This window comes from Microbacterium sp. 05N427, assembly GCF_056397105.1.
Genome location: NZ_JBFTMT010000007.1, coordinates 119,140 through 135,083, shown reverse-complemented (window position 1 = coordinate 135,083; position 15,944 = coordinate 119,140). Strand labels below are relative to the sequence as shown.

At 63.2% G+C, this 15,944-nt stretch carries 27 protein-coding genes and 1 tRNA gene; all 28 read left to right on the top strand.

Translation table 11 applies throughout. The features are described 5' to 3' along the window. The first annotated feature begins 626 nt into the window (after positions 1 to 626). The 28 genes from AC1DG4_RS08735 (at position 627) to AC1DG4_RS08600 (ending at position 15,941) form a co-directional block, all read left to right on the top strand. Complete coding sequence (locus tag AC1DG4_RS08735) at positions 627 to 1,076, top strand: hypothetical protein (protein WP_477376970.1); 450 nt, start codon at positions 627 to 629, stop codon at positions 1,074 to 1,076. After that, positions 1,073 to 1,345 carry a hypothetical protein gene (locus AC1DG4_RS08730; RefSeq protein WP_477376968.1) on the top strand — a complete coding sequence of 91 codons (273 nt, stop codon included), beginning with the start codon at positions 1,073 to 1,075 and terminating at the stop codon, positions 1,343 to 1,345. The genes AC1DG4_RS08735 and AC1DG4_RS08730 overlap by 4 nt, the downstream gene beginning before the upstream one ends. After that, the gene (locus AC1DG4_RS08725; protein WP_477376966.1) at positions 1,342 to 1,557 is read left to right on the top strand and encodes a hypothetical protein; all 216 of its coding nucleotides are present in this window, start codon (positions 1,342 to 1,344) and stop codon (positions 1,555 to 1,557) included. Before AC1DG4_RS08730 ends, AC1DG4_RS08725 begins: the two co-directional genes overlap by 4 nt. 151 nt (positions 1,558 to 1,708) lie before the next feature. Beyond that, the gene (locus AC1DG4_RS08720) at positions 1,709 to 2,638 is read left to right on the top strand and encodes a lambda-exonuclease family protein (RefSeq protein ID WP_477376964.1); all 930 of its coding nucleotides are present in this window, start codon (positions 1,709 to 1,711) and stop codon (positions 2,636 to 2,638) included. Positions 2,639 to 2,786: 148 nt separating this feature from the next. Continuing rightward, the gene (locus AC1DG4_RS08715) at positions 2,787 to 3,575 is read left to right on the top strand and encodes a recombinase RecT (RefSeq protein ID WP_477376961.1); all 789 of its coding nucleotides are present in this window, start codon (positions 2,787 to 2,789) and stop codon (positions 3,573 to 3,575) included. Further along, on the top strand, positions 3,572 to 3,955 hold the full coding sequence (locus AC1DG4_RS08710; RefSeq protein WP_477376959.1) for a hypothetical protein: 384 nt from the start codon (positions 3,572 to 3,574) through the stop codon (positions 3,953 to 3,955). Before AC1DG4_RS08715 ends, AC1DG4_RS08710 begins: the two co-directional genes overlap by 4 nt. A 68-nt stretch (positions 3,956 to 4,023) precedes the next feature. Then, the gene (locus tag AC1DG4_RS08705) at positions 4,024 to 4,407 is read left to right on the top strand and encodes a RusA family crossover junction endodeoxyribonuclease (RefSeq protein WP_477376957.1); all 384 of its coding nucleotides are present in this window, start codon (positions 4,024 to 4,026) and stop codon (positions 4,405 to 4,407) included. Then, entirely contained in the window at positions 4,404 to 5,534 is a 1,131-nt protein-coding gene (locus AC1DG4_RS08700; protein WP_477376956.1) for a DNA cytosine methyltransferase, read from the top strand. The genes AC1DG4_RS08705 and AC1DG4_RS08700 overlap by 4 nt, the downstream gene beginning before the upstream one ends. Positions 5,535 to 5,685: 151 nt before the next feature. Continuing rightward, complete coding sequence (locus tag AC1DG4_RS08695) at positions 5,686 to 6,276, top strand: HNH endonuclease signature motif containing protein (protein WP_477376954.1); 591 nt, start codon at positions 5,686 to 5,688, stop codon at positions 6,274 to 6,276. Next, a complete protein-coding gene (locus AC1DG4_RS08690; protein WP_477376952.1) occupies positions 6,273 to 6,533 on the top strand; it encodes a WhiB family transcriptional regulator in 261 nt (86 codons plus the stop codon). Before AC1DG4_RS08695 ends, AC1DG4_RS08690 begins: the two co-directional genes overlap by 4 nt. Further along, positions 6,530 to 6,934 carry an HNH endonuclease gene (locus AC1DG4_RS08685; RefSeq protein ID WP_477376950.1) on the top strand — a complete coding sequence of 135 codons (405 nt, stop codon included), beginning with the start codon at positions 6,530 to 6,532 and terminating at the stop codon, positions 6,932 to 6,934. The genes AC1DG4_RS08690 and AC1DG4_RS08685 overlap by 4 nt, the downstream gene beginning before the upstream one ends. Continuing rightward, positions 6,934 to 7,299, top strand: coding sequence for a hypothetical protein (locus AC1DG4_RS08680; protein ID WP_477376948.1), 366 nt, complete (start codon positions 6,934 to 6,936; stop codon positions 7,297 to 7,299). The genes AC1DG4_RS08685 and AC1DG4_RS08680 overlap by 1 nt, the downstream gene beginning before the upstream one ends. Beyond that, on the top strand, positions 7,296 to 7,832 hold the full coding sequence (locus AC1DG4_RS08675; RefSeq protein WP_477376946.1) for a helix-turn-helix domain-containing protein: 537 nt from the start codon (positions 7,296 to 7,298) through the stop codon (positions 7,830 to 7,832). The genes AC1DG4_RS08680 and AC1DG4_RS08675 overlap by 4 nt, the downstream gene beginning before the upstream one ends. After that, entirely contained in the window at positions 7,829 to 8,296 is a 468-nt protein-coding gene (ssb, locus tag AC1DG4_RS08670) for a single-stranded DNA-binding protein (protein ID WP_477376944.1), read from the top strand. Before AC1DG4_RS08675 ends, ssb begins: the two co-directional genes overlap by 4 nt. Beyond that, positions 8,296 to 8,502 carry a hypothetical protein gene (locus AC1DG4_RS08665; RefSeq protein WP_477376942.1) on the top strand — a complete coding sequence of 69 codons (207 nt, stop codon included), beginning with the start codon at positions 8,296 to 8,298 and terminating at the stop codon, positions 8,500 to 8,502. Before ssb ends, AC1DG4_RS08665 begins: the two co-directional genes overlap by 1 nt. Further along, positions 8,499 to 8,948, top strand: a complete 450-nt coding sequence (locus AC1DG4_RS08660) for a hypothetical protein (RefSeq protein ID WP_477376939.1) — start codon at positions 8,499 to 8,501, stop codon at positions 8,946 to 8,948. Before AC1DG4_RS08665 ends, AC1DG4_RS08660 begins: the two co-directional genes overlap by 4 nt. An 829-nt stretch (positions 8,949 to 9,777) precedes the next feature. Beyond that, a complete protein-coding gene (locus AC1DG4_RS08655) occupies positions 9,778 to 9,966 on the top strand; it encodes a hypothetical protein (RefSeq protein WP_477376937.1) in 189 nt (62 codons plus the stop codon). Continuing rightward, positions 9,963 to 10,589 carry an HNH endonuclease signature motif containing protein gene (locus AC1DG4_RS08650; protein ID WP_477376936.1) on the top strand — a complete coding sequence of 209 codons (627 nt, stop codon included), beginning with the start codon at positions 9,963 to 9,965 and terminating at the stop codon, positions 10,587 to 10,589. The genes AC1DG4_RS08655 and AC1DG4_RS08650 overlap by 4 nt, the downstream gene beginning before the upstream one ends. Next, positions 10,586 to 10,846, top strand: coding sequence for a hypothetical protein (locus tag AC1DG4_RS08645; protein ID WP_477376934.1), 261 nt, complete (start codon positions 10,586 to 10,588; stop codon positions 10,844 to 10,846). Before AC1DG4_RS08650 ends, AC1DG4_RS08645 begins: the two co-directional genes overlap by 4 nt. Beyond that, positions 10,843 to 11,142, top strand: a complete 300-nt coding sequence (locus AC1DG4_RS08640) for a hypothetical protein (RefSeq protein WP_477376932.1) — start codon at positions 10,843 to 10,845, stop codon at positions 11,140 to 11,142. Before AC1DG4_RS08645 ends, AC1DG4_RS08640 begins: the two co-directional genes overlap by 4 nt. Further along, entirely contained in the window at positions 11,139 to 11,546 is a 408-nt protein-coding gene (locus AC1DG4_RS08635) for a hypothetical protein (RefSeq protein ID WP_477376930.1), read from the top strand. Before AC1DG4_RS08640 ends, AC1DG4_RS08635 begins: the two co-directional genes overlap by 4 nt. Then, positions 11,543 to 11,725 (top strand): hypothetical protein, encoded by a 183-nt coding sequence (locus AC1DG4_RS08630; protein ID WP_477376928.1) that lies wholly within the window; start codon positions 11,543 to 11,545, stop codon positions 11,723 to 11,725. Before AC1DG4_RS08635 ends, AC1DG4_RS08630 begins: the two co-directional genes overlap by 4 nt. A 310-nt stretch (positions 11,726 to 12,035) precedes the next feature. Then, a complete protein-coding gene (locus AC1DG4_RS08625; RefSeq protein WP_477376926.1) occupies positions 12,036 to 12,587 on the top strand; it encodes a hypothetical protein in 552 nt (183 codons plus the stop codon). Positions 12,588 to 13,023: 436 nt separating this feature from the next. Next, positions 13,024 to 13,095: transfer RNA gene (locus AC1DG4_RS08620), tRNA-Gln, on the top strand. Between the two features lie 371 nt (positions 13,096 to 13,466). Next, positions 13,467 to 13,655: a DUF7455 domain-containing protein gene (locus AC1DG4_RS08615; RefSeq protein WP_477376924.1), complete on the top strand. Its 189-nt coding sequence runs from the start codon at positions 13,467 to 13,469 to the stop codon at positions 13,653 to 13,655. Between the two features lie 265 nt (positions 13,656 to 13,920). After that, positions 13,921 to 14,100 carry a hypothetical protein gene (locus AC1DG4_RS08610; RefSeq protein WP_477376922.1) on the top strand — a complete coding sequence of 60 codons (180 nt, stop codon included), beginning with the start codon at positions 13,921 to 13,923 and terminating at the stop codon, positions 14,098 to 14,100. A gap of 55 nt (positions 14,101 to 14,155) precedes the next feature. Further along, the gene (locus AC1DG4_RS08605) at positions 14,156 to 14,647 is read left to right on the top strand and encodes a helix-turn-helix domain-containing protein (RefSeq protein WP_477376921.1); all 492 of its coding nucleotides are present in this window, start codon (positions 14,156 to 14,158) and stop codon (positions 14,645 to 14,647) included. Further along, a complete protein-coding gene (locus AC1DG4_RS08600) occupies positions 14,640 to 15,941 on the top strand; it encodes a PBSX family phage terminase large subunit (protein ID WP_477376919.1) in 1,302 nt (433 codons plus the stop codon). The genes AC1DG4_RS08605 and AC1DG4_RS08600 overlap by 8 nt, the downstream gene beginning before the upstream one ends. Positions 15,942 to 15,944 lie beyond the last annotated feature (3 nt).

Sequence of the window (15,944 nt, the reverse complement as noted above, 5' to 3'; positions counted from 1 at the left end):
AGCGGTAGCACCACCGGATACCTGCCCTTGTGGCTGACCACGGTGATGCTTCCACCCCGTAAGCGCCCCGTTGGGTTTGCTGGCTGGGCGTCGTTGCAGGAGCGGGCGGCGCAGGGCTTGGGCGTGGAGTTCAAGAAACAAATGCTGGCGGTACGACTAGCGCGGATGATCCCAAGGCACTTCGGTGTCCGCCGCGCGGTCAGGTGCACGTCTCGATGATGACGCGATGGGAAGTCGAGTCGAGATAGGTGAGACCAGCAGCCCCCGCGTCCGTGAGGTCAGGGAGCGCGCGCTTGCAAGTAGCGCCGGGGGCACGTCGGTTACCTGGGGGTGACCGTACAAGGGGTGTCTGGGGACGCCCTATCTGAGGGGTCGGGTTGTTGTGGGGAGCACCCCGACCCCTCCCTATTTGTCGAACCCAACGAAGGGGAGAAAGCCATGAGCAATCCAATCATCACGCGCCGCGCTGGCGGGGAGTACAGCACCGTTGTTCTGCCGGACGGGTGGATCGAAACGTGCTGGTTCCCGGATGACCCTGCAGAGCCGTCGCGCGTCATCGGCCGGACGGCACCTCAGTCTGTTCGGGATATCGCCGCCGCACACATTGTCGAACATGAGGCCACGCGATGACGTGGGGGGATGACGGCAGAGAGTGGCCGATCGAGGATGACGTGTTCGCTCCGGGTAAGCGTGCCCGTGAGGATGCGATGACACCAACCGGGTTCGAGGGGATGACCGCGGCGGACCTGCTCACGGCGGTTCCGAACGTGTGGCCTGACCGTCCGAACGTGAGACCCACCGACCCCGCGACAAGCCACCTCGCCGGAGATCGGGCGGTGAAGAAGATCCCGACAGCCCTCGCCGTCGAACGAGCCCTGGAAGTCGCCGGCCACCCTGTCACCTCCGATGAGGTGTACCGGATCGCCCGACACTCCCTCGGATTCGCGTGCACCCCACAGAGGGTGCGAACGGTCCTGTCGGAAGAAGAAGGCGGCCCGTGGGTGCGCCTTGACGAATGCGGGGTCTCCGAGTTCGGGAACCCCGCTCACCTCTGGACATTGAAGGAAGCAGCATGACCATGTTCAGCAGCCGCCCACAGTTCAAGAAGGTTGGAGAAACCACGGTCCTCTACTCAGCAGGTGACCGTGACTACCGAGGCTCATTCGCCCAGACCAACCCGACGAACCCGATCCTGGTGTCACAGCGAGAGAAGCCAAGCAGCCCCGCTGCGACGCTCTGGTTCATCGACACGATCCTGGATGGCGCTAAGCCCGACGCGGAGACCGACCACGCCCGCCGCGTCCTCAACCGCCTCGCCAACTTCACAAAGGAGGAATCAGCATGACCGTCCTGAACCTGACGAAGACAGCGGAGCGCCTGCGGGCCGCTGAGGACGCCTACGACGCCGCATTGCAGGGCGGCAACCCGGACAAGATCGCGGCCGCTCAGGGCCGTGTCATGCGCGCTGAACGTGCCCACACGATCGCGTTCCACGCCGACGAGTACGGTAACTGCCGGTGCGGCACATGCACGGGGAGATCGTCATGGGACGACTGAACGTAGAACGTGACCACGGCACCCACCGTTGGGTGGTCCGTAAGGGCGGTGATTGGGTGCATGACTGGCCCGAGTTCTGCTGGCCCCTCGCATTCGCTGAAGCCTGGCGAATCGCCGCTTTGGACGGACTCAGCATCGAGGAGGTGCACCTGTGACTTACGAACTCGTTCTGGTGACGCCGGACACTCCCGAATGGGAGCAGGAGCGCCGCAACAGCATCGGGGCATCCGAGATGCCCGGAGTCCTCAACATGTCGCCCTACTCGACACCACTGGACGTGTGGAAGCACAAGAACGGCATCGACAGGGAGTTCGACCCGCTGCTGTCGTTCATCGGCCACGAATCGGAAGCGATCATCGAGAAATGGGTGCACCGGTTCTCCGCTGCCCGCGCGCGCCTCGCGCCGGGGTTCATGGCCCGATCGGATGAGCACCCGTTCATCCACGCATCGTTCGACCGCGTGTCGTACGAGCCGTTCATCACCTGGCAGTTCAAGACAGCCCACCACTACACGGGGCATCACTGGGATGAAGGGATCCCCACAGACATCCGTGTGCAGGTGCAGACGGAGATGCTCGTCGCGGGCACCCAACGTGCGGTTGTCGTCGTGTGGATCGGTGGACGTGAGTTCCGCCTGTTCTGGGAAGACCGTGACGAACGATTCATCCGCGAACACCTCATCCCGGCCGCGGCCGACCTGTGGGATCGCGTGGAACGGCATGACCCGCCCCCCGTTTCGACGATCGCGGAGGTCAACGCGATCACCACCGAAGACCGGCCCACGGAGTTGAGCGAGGCAGCGTTCGAGACGTTGGAGCGCATCACCGTCCTCAACAGCGACATCAAGGCACAGGAGCAGGAACGCGACGCGTTGAAGGTGGTCCTCGCACAGTACGTCGGTGCCGCGGACACTCTCACCCGTGACGGCCGGAAGGTCGCCACGTGGAAGCAGCAGAAGGGCCGTGTCGGGTTCGACAAAGAAGGATTCGGGCTCGACTACCCGCACCTGCTCGCCAAGTACACCCGCATGGGGCAGCCGTTCAGGGTTCTCCGCGCAACCAAGACGAAGGAGACGAAGTGATGGCCGAATACAAGGTGGCTGTGATTGAGAGATACCCGGATGGAACTAAGTGGGTCCACTACTTCCAGACCGATCRCACCGCCCGTGAGGCAATGAAGCTGGGCCAGGAAGCGCACCCAGCGCGGACATACGAGATCCGGGAAGTGGCATGAACGGGAGCGATCTGTCTACCGTCGCTGCGGCGGCGAAGACCAACCCGACGATGAAGGATCTCGTCGAAGCCCAGTTGCCGGCAATCGAACGGCAACTGGGTGGGGCGATGAACTCGGGCGCGTTCGTCCGGGCCGTGCTCTCCGAGATCACGAAATCCCCCGGCCTGATGAACGCTGACCCGAAGACCCTCCTCGGCGGGGTTATGCTCGCCGCCCAATTGAAGTTGGAGATCGGGTCTGGGCTGGGGGAGTTCTACCTCACCCCACGCAAGGACCACGGGCGGGACATCTGCCTACCGATCATCGGCTACCAGGGGATGGTGAAGCTCGCCCTCCGGTCAGAGTTCGTCACGAACGTGCAAGCGTTCCTCGTCCGCCAGGGTGACGACTTCACCTACGGCGGCAACTCGGAACGGGGCATGTTCTACGACTGGACACCCGCCGACTTCGAAGAGACCCGCGACTGGATCGGTGTCGTCGCTTCCGCCCGGATGAAAACGGGCGGCACCACATGGGTGTACCTCACCCAAACCCAGGTCATGGACCGTCGCCCCACCTACTGGGATCGGGGTCCGTGGAAGTCGCATGAGGAGGAGATGGTCAAGAAGACCGCCGTCCGCGCCCTCGCGAAATTCCTGCCGAAGTCCACCGACCTGGGCCGCGCACTCGAAGCCGACGAGCAGAAGGTGCAGCACCTCAAGGGCATCGACGAAGTGCAAGTGACGCGCCTCGATGATGAACCCGAAAACATCATCATCACCGAGACCGGAAGTGAGCAGCAATGAGCGAAGACAGGCGGACGAAAGCGCAGCTGATCGCGGCGCTTGAACAGCAAGCTAACGAGTTCAACCGGCTCATAGAGCGGAACTCGGAACTTCACTCGCAGGTGGCCGCGCAGGCTGTGCCTGACGTTGCCGAGGCATCCGCGCTTGCCGGATGCATCCGGGCACTCGACCCGATCGCAAAGACTCGACGCGACGGCTACGGGTTCTCCCAGCAGCAGAGCTCTCGTGAGGTTGAGCATGTCGTCCGACACCTCGTCGGCCGCTACGGGCTCGATCTCGTCGAACGGACGATGATCCCGTGCGACCGGAGGCATCTCGACGAGGCTAACGACGCCGAACTCATCGAGCGGCTGCGCGGCTACAAGACATTCGTCGCCTAGCCACCCCAGCCATTCGCTGAAGGGCATGTCCTCCGGGACGTGCCCTTCCTGCATACCCAGGAGGACCGATGACGGTCATTCGAGTAGACGGGATCCCGGCACCGCAGGGATCGAAGATCAGAACCCGGTACGGGATGTTCGAGGCCAGCAAACGGGTGAAGCCGTGGCGTGAAGCCGTCGCCGCAGCTGTGGGGAACCGTGAACCGATCCCAGCCCCGTACAGCGTGACCGTGCATTTCTTCATCCCCCGGCCCGCATCCACGAAAGCAGCGCACCCGGTCGCACCGACCGTGGGCGATATCGACAAGCTCCTCCGCTCCACCTACGACGGTCTCAAACAGGGCGGCCTCATCATTGACGACCGGTTCATCATCGCCGGTTTACAAACGAAAGCCTGGGCTGGATCTGACGGGCCTGGGGCAGTCATCGAAGTGCGGCAGGCGTCGGAATGAAGTCTGGCGAGTTGTTCGCCGGCGTGGGCGGTCTCGGCATGGCAGTGACGGATGTGTTCGGTGCTGAGCCTGCGTGGTTCGCGGAGTTCGATCCAGCCCCGTCCAAGGTGCTCGCCCACCACTACCCGGGCATCCCGAACCACGGTGATGTGACCAAGCTCACCGCACCTGAACCTGTTCAGGTGCTCGCGGGTGGCTTCCCCTGCCAAGACGTGAGCCTGGCGGGAAGACGCCGCGGCCTGAAAGACGGCACCCGCTCGGGCCTCTGGTCTGAGTACGCGCGCATCATCGACCAGATTCGACCCGACTGGGTCGTGATCGAGAACGTAAGGGGACTTCTCAGTGCCGATGCCAACAGTGATATGGAACCCTGCCCGCTCTGTGTGGGAGACAACCCAGGGCATGTTCTGCGGGCACTTGGAGCCGTTCTTGGAGACCTGGCCGATCTCGGGTTCGATGCGGAATGGACAGGTATCCGAGCCGCTGATGTCGGGGCCCCTCATGGGCGGTTCCGGGTCTTCACCCTCGCCTGGCCCCGAGAGCGTACTGCTCCCTACCCCGAGGGCGTCGGATGGTCCCGACGCCTCGTCGCACGGAAGGACGTGGAGCAAGACGGACAGGTCGCTACACACCCTGGTCCATCTGGGGGAACTCCGCTGACCTTGCTGCTGCCGACGCCGCGAACCACGGATATGAACGGTCCTGGCGCTCACGGCGACGGCGGGATGGATCTCCGCACAGCCGCCACGCTGTTGCCAACTCCAACGTCCGGTGATCACGATCGCGGCAAGAGCGCGACGCGTGCTGGCGGCCCGATGCTGACTGATGTCACCGACTGGGGCCCATACGCGCACGCGATCCGTCGATGGGAGCAGATCATCGGCCGCCCCGCACCAGCACCGGTTCGGTTCGACGGGAAGGGCGGGAAGCCTCGCCTGAACCCGGAACTGACCGAGTGGATGATGGGCTGGCCCGCCGGATGGGTCACGGATCCCAGCATCGGACTATCGAGAGCCGAGCAGCTCAAAGCCTGCGGAAACGGCGTCGTCACATTGCAGGCAGTCGCCGCACTCAACGAACTTCTGGCGCGCCCAGGCGTGCCCCCTATCCACGAAGGACACGCATGAACGTTCTCACGGCTTTGGGTATTGGTGGCCTCGCCACCCCAACCACCCACCCACACGACTACCCGCTGACATGTAAGAGAGGTTGCTGCTGGACACCCTACAGGTCCGTGTGCGCCCGCAACTGGGCCTGCACCTGCCACCAGGGGATCCAATGAGCAACCCCGATCTGTTCTGGGACAAGGTTCAGCCGACCGGTTTCTGTTGGGAGTGGACTGCATACAGGGACCGAAAGGGGTACGGGCGCTCTCATCTTGACGGCAAGAGCATGGCAGCGCACCGGGTGGCCTACACGCTGCTCGTTGGGCCGATCCCGGCTGGCTTGACTCTCGACCACCTGTGCAGGAACAAGGGCTGTGTCAACCCCGATCATCTCGAACCGGTCACGGTCGGCGAGAACTCGATCCGGTCGCATGAGCTCACTTCATCCGAAGTCTGCCGCAATGGACATGTCTATGCAGACGAGGGCAACGAGCTGTTCGTCAAGATGGGCGCGAAGTTGGCGCATCGACGATGCCGTCAGTGCATTCTCGTCCGAAGTCATGAGGCGCGTGGGCTCTCATGCGCGTATGACGCATTCTGCGATCACCCTTCTCACGGGAGCAGGCGAAAGGCACGAACACGCGATGGGGTGTGCCGGTATGGGCACAGCATGCATGACGCGTATGCGCGTGGCAACGGACTTGGCCTGATGTGCAAGACCTGCCGCACCGAGGCTTACCAGCGAAAGAAGGTGTCGGCATGAACCCGATGGCTTCCCTGCTCGACATGGTCATCATCCCCGAAGCCTGGGTCAAGGATGCCCTGTGTGCGCAGGTCGGTGGCAACGACCACTTCCCCGAGAGGGCAGATGTTGACGCGGTCCGACGTGCACTGAAGGTGTGCGCCCGGTGTGATGTCGCCGCCCAGTGCCTCGAGTACGCGCTCCGGAACAACGAAACCCGAGGCGTGTGGGGCGGCAAGACCGTGCTCATGCGCCGGCGGATGAGGAGAGAGACATGATCACTCCGAAGATCCCGAAGCTGACACCAGCACAGGAGAAACGCGCGTACGCCGACGTGACGGAACGCGACAAGGGTCGGTGTGTGCGGTGCGGTCATCCTGGCCCCACGGAACGTGACCACCGGCAGAACCGTGACCCGTTCAACACGACCCCCGCGAACCTGCAACTCCTCGGAGGGGCGTTCGGATGCGGGTGCCATAGGTGGAAGACCGAGAGCCCGCGCCTCGCGATTCTCGAAGGCTTCGCAGTGCCGCGGTATGCACGCCCCGAGCTCTGGCCCGGATGGCGGATCGACGACGGGTGGGTGCTCTACTACGACACCCCTGTCGACGGCGAGTGGTGGCAACCGATCAGTGAGTCGATGGCGGAGTTCGTCATGAGCAACGGAGGGAGACCCTAGTGGCTACCGGATTGAACTGGTTTCGCCTCGATTCGGACATCGCCCAGAACCCGAAAATCGTCGACCTGATCACCGAAAACGGGCAGCGCGGGACCGCCGCGGCGTTTGTTTTCGTCGCGTCGATCGGATATTGCGCAGCCCACAACACGGATGGGGAGATCCGAAAGTCGGTTCTCCCGTTCATTCACGGCACCACAGCGACCGCGAGATTGCTCGTCGATGTCGGTCTGTGGGAGGCCGATGGGACGGGCTGGTGGGTGTCCAAGTATGCGGAGCACCAACCAACAAAGGCCACGCGGGACGCCATTTCTGCCGCGAAGTCCGAGGCAGGCAAGAGGGGCGCAGAAGCGAGGTGGGGCAAATGACCGAAGATGGCACTCTGCCATATGGCGCGAATGGCACCAGCCATCATGGCAGGCATGCGATGGCTGAATGCAACGCAACGCAACGCAACGAGACGGAACGCAAGAGCCACCAAGACCGGGCAGAAAATCCTTCTGTTCCTGATCTCCCGCAGCCTGTGGATAACGGGCATTCGCATCGGTCAATGAGGTTCGACGAGGACGTGTTCCTGTGGTGCGAACGGGCCGGGATGTCGGCACGGGAGATCGCGGAACGGTTTGGGGTTGCGGAACGGTCGGTTGTTCGGTGGCGGAAGCAGATGAACCTCAGCCACACGCCAGCCGCCGAACCTCACAGCAGCGAGGATCGGGCACTTGCACGCCGGCTCCTCGAAGACGGCTGCTCATTCCACGAAACGGCACAAACGGTCGGGGCCAGCGACACCACCGTCCGTCGCTGGTTCCCCGACATTCCCGCATGGACCAAACAACATGCCAGTGAGCATGCGGTGTTCGTTCGCCGCATGAACCGAACCCTTGAAAGGAAAGCAGCATGACCGCTACGACAACCGTGATCGGCAACACGACCTCAGACATCGAGATCCGTTACACGCAGGCTGGGAAGGCGGTCGGGAACGTAACGGTGGCCGTGTCGGACCGGAAGTTCGACCGACAGACCAACCAGTGGGTAGACGGCGATGTCTGGTTCGCCCGCTGCACGATGTGGGGTGAGCTCGCAGAGCACGCAGCAGGGTCCATCCCGAAGGGGACGCGGGTGATCGGGTCCGGCCGGATCGTTCAGCGCGACTGGGAGGACAAGGACGGGCAGAAGCGATCGAGTGTTGAGGTCACCCTCGACGAGATCGGGGCTTCGCTCCGCTATGCCACGGCCCAGGTTGCCCGCGCTGCGTCCACAAGCCCGTCTGCGGGCCGAACGGACGCCCCGGCGGGTGATGAGCCGTGGAGCACTCCCGGAGGCGCACAGGCGGACGTGTGGGCTCCTTCCGAAGTTCCGTTCTGATGTCCTGGCGTATCAAACCAGACGACGCCGACCCGACCGCGGTCGACGAGGTGGTCATGCATGACGCGTACGTGCATCTCGAAGACCTCGGAGATGACTACATGCTGATCGTCGAGAACGCGGATCAGCACATTCGCGTGACCATCCCGCACCCGCGGAACAAACTCGCGCGGGTGATCGAGCAGTACGAACCGGAGGCTTCATGACTCTCTCAAGTGAGCAGATCACCGACCTGATCGCAGACCTTCGGGCCCGAGCCCGATCAGCGATTTCCGAGAGTGCGACGGATGCTCTCAATGCCGCCGCCGACGCACTTGAAGCGGAGCACCAGCGGGCCGAGGAAGCCGAGAAGAACCGAGACGAGTTTCGTAACGCCTGGAACGGATACGGGTTCGAGATCATCCGCCTTGAGGCCGAGCGTGACGCCCTCCGCGCCGCTTGCCATGAAGCCGAGTTCCGGCGCGATGAGCTTCGCGAGGCGATCGACCAGGTTCGGGCGCTGCACTACGAGACGGACAACACTTTGCACACGATCCCGGCGAAAGTGTGCACGCACCGATATTGCGTGGACGCCGCAGGGGATCAGGTCGCGTGGCCGTGCCCTACGGGTCGCATCCTGTCCCGCGCCATCGACACGAAGGAGAAGCCATGACCGAAGAGAAGCGCTGTGAGTTCGTCTCACCCCGGGCGCACATCCGATGCCAACTCGACGCAGGTCACGAGGGCCGCCACCGCGCATGGAGCGACGAGGGTATTCCGACGCTAGCGATGGGGAGTGAGGAGTCATGAACCGCAAGCAGTTGATCGAGAATGCCGCGAAGGCGATCTTCGAGGTTGGCATCCAGCCATGGATGACGCCATGGGGGGGATGCCGGAAGCCTGTATGTAGCCATGTACCGCAAGCGCGCCGAAGCAGCCCTCGCCGTGTTCGAGGGGGCGCACACCCTGGCAAATGTCAACGAACCGGGTGTTTCTGACATTTCGTCCGAGCAAATGTCAGTTTTGGGTGCACACCGACGACGAGCGGGAAGCGCTGACGTACGCCATCCGGAAGGGGTCAGGGGCGAGTCGGTATCAGGCCGAGCTACTTGCCGACCAGATGATTCCGCATCTCCGCCGCACCGTGCAGGGCGAGCCGGGTTCAAGTGAATCACCCAATTACTTGAAGTCTGGCGGTGAAGTTCAAGGGAACTTGCAGGGCGAGCCGTCCGACGCGCAGGTGGACGCCGCACGCGGCGCACTCCCGCAGTTCACACCCATCACGCGGGACCACATGCGCGCCGCTCTGYGTGCTGCTGCCGAGGCGGGAGGAGAACGATGAACGATCCTATGCCCTGGCGGCATGTCGACGGTGAGCGCGTTGCAGACATCTATGCGAGCGCTTCTCCAGAGGGCGGATACACCTTCGATCCTCGACCTGGCTTTGAGGACTATCCCGATCGGTACATAAGCACAGATAAAGCACCTGGGGGAGGAGAGTAATGAACGACTACACCCCGACGCCGGTCGATGCACTTGGGAGCGAGATCGCGCGAGTGCGTCACGGCCAGGACATCACGGCGAGTGATCTCGCCCAGCGCCTCGCGCCGTGGCTTGCCGCTCATGATGCTGAGGTGCGCGCATCCGTCCTGGCCGAGCAGGGCGAACCCGGATGGGAGGGGAAACCATGAAGTATGGATCCGAGATCCCGACGCTGAGTGAAACCGACATCGAACGCTTCTGGGCATCCGTCGAGAAGGGCGAGTGTTGGATTTGGACCGGGCAGACCCGCCGCGGTTACGGGCGCTTCACCATCGATGGGAAGCAGTTCGCCGCGCACCGCGTCGCGTGGGTCCTAGCTAGTGGTGCTGAGCCTAAGAGCGAGGTACTCGACCACCTCTGCCGGGAACCAAGTTGCGTCAATCCGAGCCACCTCGACGATGTGACCCAATCGACGAACTCGCAGCGCGGGGCAAATGGATATGGCAGTCGTGAGATCTGTCGAGCTGGACTGCACGACATCAGCGATACCGCGAACGTCGTCGTCGGGAAGAACGGGCGACAGTGTCGTGAGTGTGTTCGCGAGGCTCAGCGACAGTATGACGCGAAGAAGCGCGAAGACCCTGCGTACCGAGCGGCAGAGGCGAAACGCCTGCGGGAGTGGCGACAACGGCGTTCTGGCCGGCTCTCTGTTGAGGAGTCCAAGCCCGACACGATGACCGCCTGCTGCACGACAGCCGAGCCGTGCGAGAAGCATCGAGACGCCCGGCATCAGGAAGCGCCCTCGGTTGAGGAGAACGGGACCGGATCATGAGCGACGACGACTACACGCCGACGACCGAGGAAGTACGCACGGCCGCGCACAACGGCGCGTTCTTCCCGCTGTTCCGCACCCGAGAGGAGTTGGACCGCTGGCTGGAGGCGCGTCTAGCCGAGGAACGCGAACGCTGCGCCAAGGTCGCGGACAGATACGCCACAGCGCCCGCACGACCCGTGATGGATGCAATCACTGCGAAGGACATCGCCGCCCGGATCCGGGCACTGGGGAACACGGAAGGGAGTGAACGATGAGCGCCGTAACCCTGCCCGGATGGGCGTATCCGACACGCGAGGCGAAGCTGCTGCACTACTTCCCCGCCGAGGGTCAGCCGTCGCTGTGCCGGCGCTACTTCGCGGGCATGGTGTCGCTCATGGAGCCGCTGTCGAGTCAGCACGATCTGACCGAGAGCCGGTGCTGCGCCGCCTGTTGGCGAAAGGCACCAGATCGCACGACCTGTACCTGCGCATCGGCCTACGGCGAGTTCATCGGGTGCCAGCTTCACGGCATCGAGGCCGACGACACGAACCGGAGTGAGGAGACACGATGAAGCACCCGCACATTGCCACCGGGAAACACATGACCGGGCGCGACGCTCGCTTCCGGATCAACACGGCCCCCGGGATCATGGAGCCCAAGTACGGCGTCAACGAGGCGCATGGTTCGTTCCTGCAACGCGCACAGGTGATCGAGCTGCGAGACGAGCTGAACGAGTGGCTGGCGGCAAATCCGACCGTTGAGGAGCAGGTAATCCACATCGTCGGCGACTCGCTCGATCCATCGTCGCTCTCGCAGCTGCTCCGCCTCGTGGTGAAAGCGAGCGAGGCAGATCGCACGATTGGCGCGAGCGAGCACCCGGCGCACGACTGCGCTGAGACGGACTGTGACGGGGCCTGTGCAGGGTGCCCGTTCGCGGTCGCGGATCGCACGATCCGGAGTGAGGAGACACGATGAGCGATGACTACGAAGAGGCACGCGTTCCCCCGCCGCCCCGACTGTTTGTGGATGCGCTCGGGTACGTGTGGCAGGACGGTGCGGCACCCGGCTTCCTGAGCATGGCCCGCACGACAGATCGCAACCTGCCGTCACCCGGGCTGATCGAGTACCGCCCTGTCACGGACGTGAGCAAGTGATGGGCGAGTCATACGAACCCGGCGGTGACGACTGGTCCTGGATCGACGACACCGACGAATTCGAGCCCGAGGAGGAGAGCAATGACTGAGCAGGAGGTCTGCTGGGGACGTCAGCAGATCGCGAGGTTCCACCCCGAGTCCGTGCCTATGTCCGTCCTCGGCGATATCCAGGGTGCGGACATCCCGCTCTGCGGAATCTGCTGGGCGCGGTGGGTGCACCGCTGGGTGAACTCTGACGAGGACCCAGGCTGTCGGTCGCATCTGATCGAGATCCCGGTTCGCACAGACGGCGTCCACGAGGGGATCAAGCATGTCTGATCATGAGAGCGTCGGCTATCTGACGTGGGAGCAGTTCGACCGGTTCCGCAAGGCGGTGCATCAGGCTCAGGTCGTGATCCCGTGGTTCCGCGTCGCCGGGTACATCCGGGGGCAGACGGAGGAGGTGCGGGCCCCGTCATCGAACCATCCGCTCGGGCTACCGCCCACATGGTTGGCGGCGGAAGAGATCACCCGCTTGTCGTACGAGCTCCGGTACTGGGCGGATCTCGAGGACGTAGCGAACGACCTGTACGGGCAGAACATCGCCCTGCAGTTCACCCGTGAAGTCGAAACCGCCATGCACCGTTGGCCCATCGAAGACAAACCCCACAAGGTACGTCACGTCCGATGCCAGACATGTATCGGGGAGACGATCACATACACGCCACCGCAGTTCGGAGGTGACAAGACGCACATCGTGTGCACCGAATGTGGACGCGAGTACGACGACGACGAGCTGAAGGTGCTGGTCGAATTGGTGACGCACGAGATGAAACGGACGGAGAACGCCTTTGGGAGCGCTCGACGATTGGGTGCAGCTTGACGAGGCCGTACGCATCAGCGGCAGATCCAAACCGACGCTGTACAGATGGGCGTCAGAGGGGAGGGTGCGGACGCTGAAGCCAGGCCAGGTCATGTGGTTCAACATTGAGGATGTTCGAGCCGCGCGCGACACGCGAAGAGGAAGACCGAAAACTAATTCGATAGCGTGATACAGTGAGCCACGAGGCTCAAGAACTGTGTTCACAAGCCGACTAAGCCGCTACCACCAGGTAAGCGGCTTTTCTGTTCCCTCCCGCCACTCGTTGGCCGGTAGAGACGCGCTATGGCGCACACGGCAGGCGTGACGCCGCCAACAACTGAATCATGCTGTGCGGGTGTGCTGGTCGTCACACACCCACGCCCGCACAGCACCAGGCACCGCCGTTAGCTAGAGAGTCAGTGGATCAAGCTGCTGCAACAGCTTCCACCAGATGCCTTCCCTGTTCGTCCAACTGGCAGGACGCCTGATTCTGGATCAGGTAATCGAGGTTCGAATCCTTGGCGGGGAGCAATGCGAGGTCGGACGGGCAGACCCGTTCGTGAAGGTGCACCCCCTCACAGAAGACCTAGGTGTGAGACGACACGCAAATGCCCACCGGGAAAGTCGCGACCCGGCGCTAGAGGCAACCTAGGCAACCTAGGCAACCTTTCACCCCTGACCGCTGGCAAGCACCCGCTTTCGAGCACCGCGACCCATGTCAGGGGGTTCCTTCTTGAACTCCACTCCCGAACGCCAACGGAGGCGGCAATGAACATGTCGGAGCGCCCTGGTGAAGTGCTTCCCTACGTGTGCGACGACTGCACCACCGCGCACAAGTACGCGATCAGTGCTGCCATGTGCTGCTCCCCACTCAAACGACGCTTCTGACCTGGACATGTGATGACCGTCGTCGAGGTCGCCACGGACACGTGCGATCACTGCGGACCCTCCACCAGGGCGTACTTGTACGCACGGATGCCGTCCGGTAGGTCCCTCGCTTACTGCGGGTCCTGCGGCACCCGCTACCTTGCCGGTCTCCTCGAACAGGGCGCCACCATCGTGGACCAACGCCACCTCCTCCACCCATGAGAAGCCGTCGCCCGCCCGTCGAACGCCCCTGGCTGTACACGCAGGTAGGGACACTCACACGGTTCGGCCTGGCCATCCTCGGGTGGATATACGACAGGCAACACCGCAGGAGGGGAAATGACTGAGCCGGTGGGCAACCTCGGATGGTGGGCCATCAGCGGTTCGGAACTGCTAGCAGCACTGCGACGAGTCAGTCAGGGCGAAGACCCAGACATGGCATATGCGGAACTGTATGCGAACACTTCCACAGAGGAGGTCGACGCCGATGAGTAAGCCCGACTACCCGATCGCCCACGCTGTACCCGACGGGGACCTCATCGAACACGACACCGTCAACCTGTGCCCCTGCGGCCCACTACCCCACCTTGTTGAACGGGAAGACGGTTCGAAGATCCTCATCTACGTTCACCCCACACTCGACGGACGCGAAGTACACATCACCTGAGCGGCCCCCGAGCCAAACCCGACCGCGGCCAGGTGCCGCACGATCGAGGTGGACCATGGCCGCGAGCGGAACGTTCGACCACAAACGCGCACAGGCGCGCAAGCTGTTCGACGAGGGTCTCTCCTGCCGAGCGATCGCCGGCAAGCTCGGTGTATCGATCTCGACGATCTCACGGTGGGCGAAGGTCGAGGGTTTGTCGTTCACGAGTCGCGCGCAGACCGCGACGGCGACCGCTGTTCGCGAGTTCGACATGGCTGCCGCTCGGGTTCGTCTCGCGCAGAAGATGACGACCAACGCGGATCATGTGCTCGACACTCTCGACGGCCCGTACCTGGTGTACAGCTTCGGCGGCAAGGACAACGACTACAACGAGCACACGCTTGCTGAGGCCCCGATCTCCGCCCGCCGCGAGGCGCAGACGATCGGGGCGATCGCGTTCGACAAGCTGACGAAGGCGATCGAAGGCATAGAGGACGCTGACGGTCTCGCCCCTGTGGAGTCGATGCTTGGTCGCCTGGCTGTGAGGTTCGGTCTCGCTGATGGCTGACGTGCTTGCAGATATCTCCCCGAAGCAGGAGTTGTCGATCCGTGAGGCCACCGTGCAGGTGTGCGTGTGGGAGGGAGCGGTCCGGTCGTCGAAGACGATCGCGCAGATTCTCCGCTTCCTGATCGCTGTGCCTCGTGCCCGTCAGGGCCGGATCGTGATCCTGGGTCGCACCCGAGAGTCGATCTACCGCAACATCATCGAACCGATGATGGACCCGGAACTGTTCGGCGATGTCGCCCCACACGTGAAGTACACGATGGGTGCGCCGACAGCGAAGATCCTCGGCCGGGTCGTGCACATCATCGGCGCGAACGACAAGCAGGCCGAAGACAAGATCCGCGGCATGACCGTCGCCCTCTGCCTTGTGGATGAGATCACTGTCATCCCTGAGGGCGCGTTCAAGATGATGCTGTCCCGCCTCACCGCGCCCGGTGCGATGCTGCTCGGATCCACGAACCCTGATTCGCCGGCGCATTGGCTGAAACGGGACTACCTGGATCGGCTCGAGCAGCTGCCTAACTGGCGTTCCTGGCACTTCATGCTCGACGACAACATAGCGTTGTCCGAGCAGGTGAAAGCGAACCTGAAGGCCAACTACACGGGACTCTGGTATCGCCGGTTCATCCTCGGCGAGTGGGTGGCCGCTGAGGGTGCGATCTTCGACATGTTCGACCCGAAGGTCGGGGAAGGCAACGTCATCGCCTGGGAGACCCTTCCCGAGATGCGTGAGCTCATCTGCGTGGCGCTCGACTACGGCACCACGAACCCGACCGCAGCACTGCTGCTTGGTGTTTCCGCTGAGCATGACCCGTTTGGGAAGCCGACGCCGCGGCTGTTCTTCATCGACGAGTTCCGTCACGACTCGAAAGTCGCAGAGCAGAAGCTCACCGACGCCGAACTAGGCCGCAACCTCGTCCGCTGGCTGAACGAGAACCACCTTCCCGCATCCACACCGGTGCCCCTGATCCCACGGTTCACGATCATCGACCCGTCAGCGGCGTCGTTCGGTGTTGAGCTACAGAAGGCCCACGGAATCACCGCGACGCACGCCGACAACGACGTGCTGTACGGGATCCGCACCATGGCGTCACTGTTCGCGGAGAAGAAGCTGCTCGTCACCGACAGGTGCAAGGGCTTCATCCAGGAAGCACCTGGGTACTCGTGGGATCCGGAGAAGACGCTCAAGGGTGTCGATGCGCCGATCAAGGTAGCGGATCACTCGCTCGACGCGGGCCGGTACGCGCTCACCACGACCGAGAACATCTGGCGTCGCTACATCAAGCTCGCCGCATAGAAG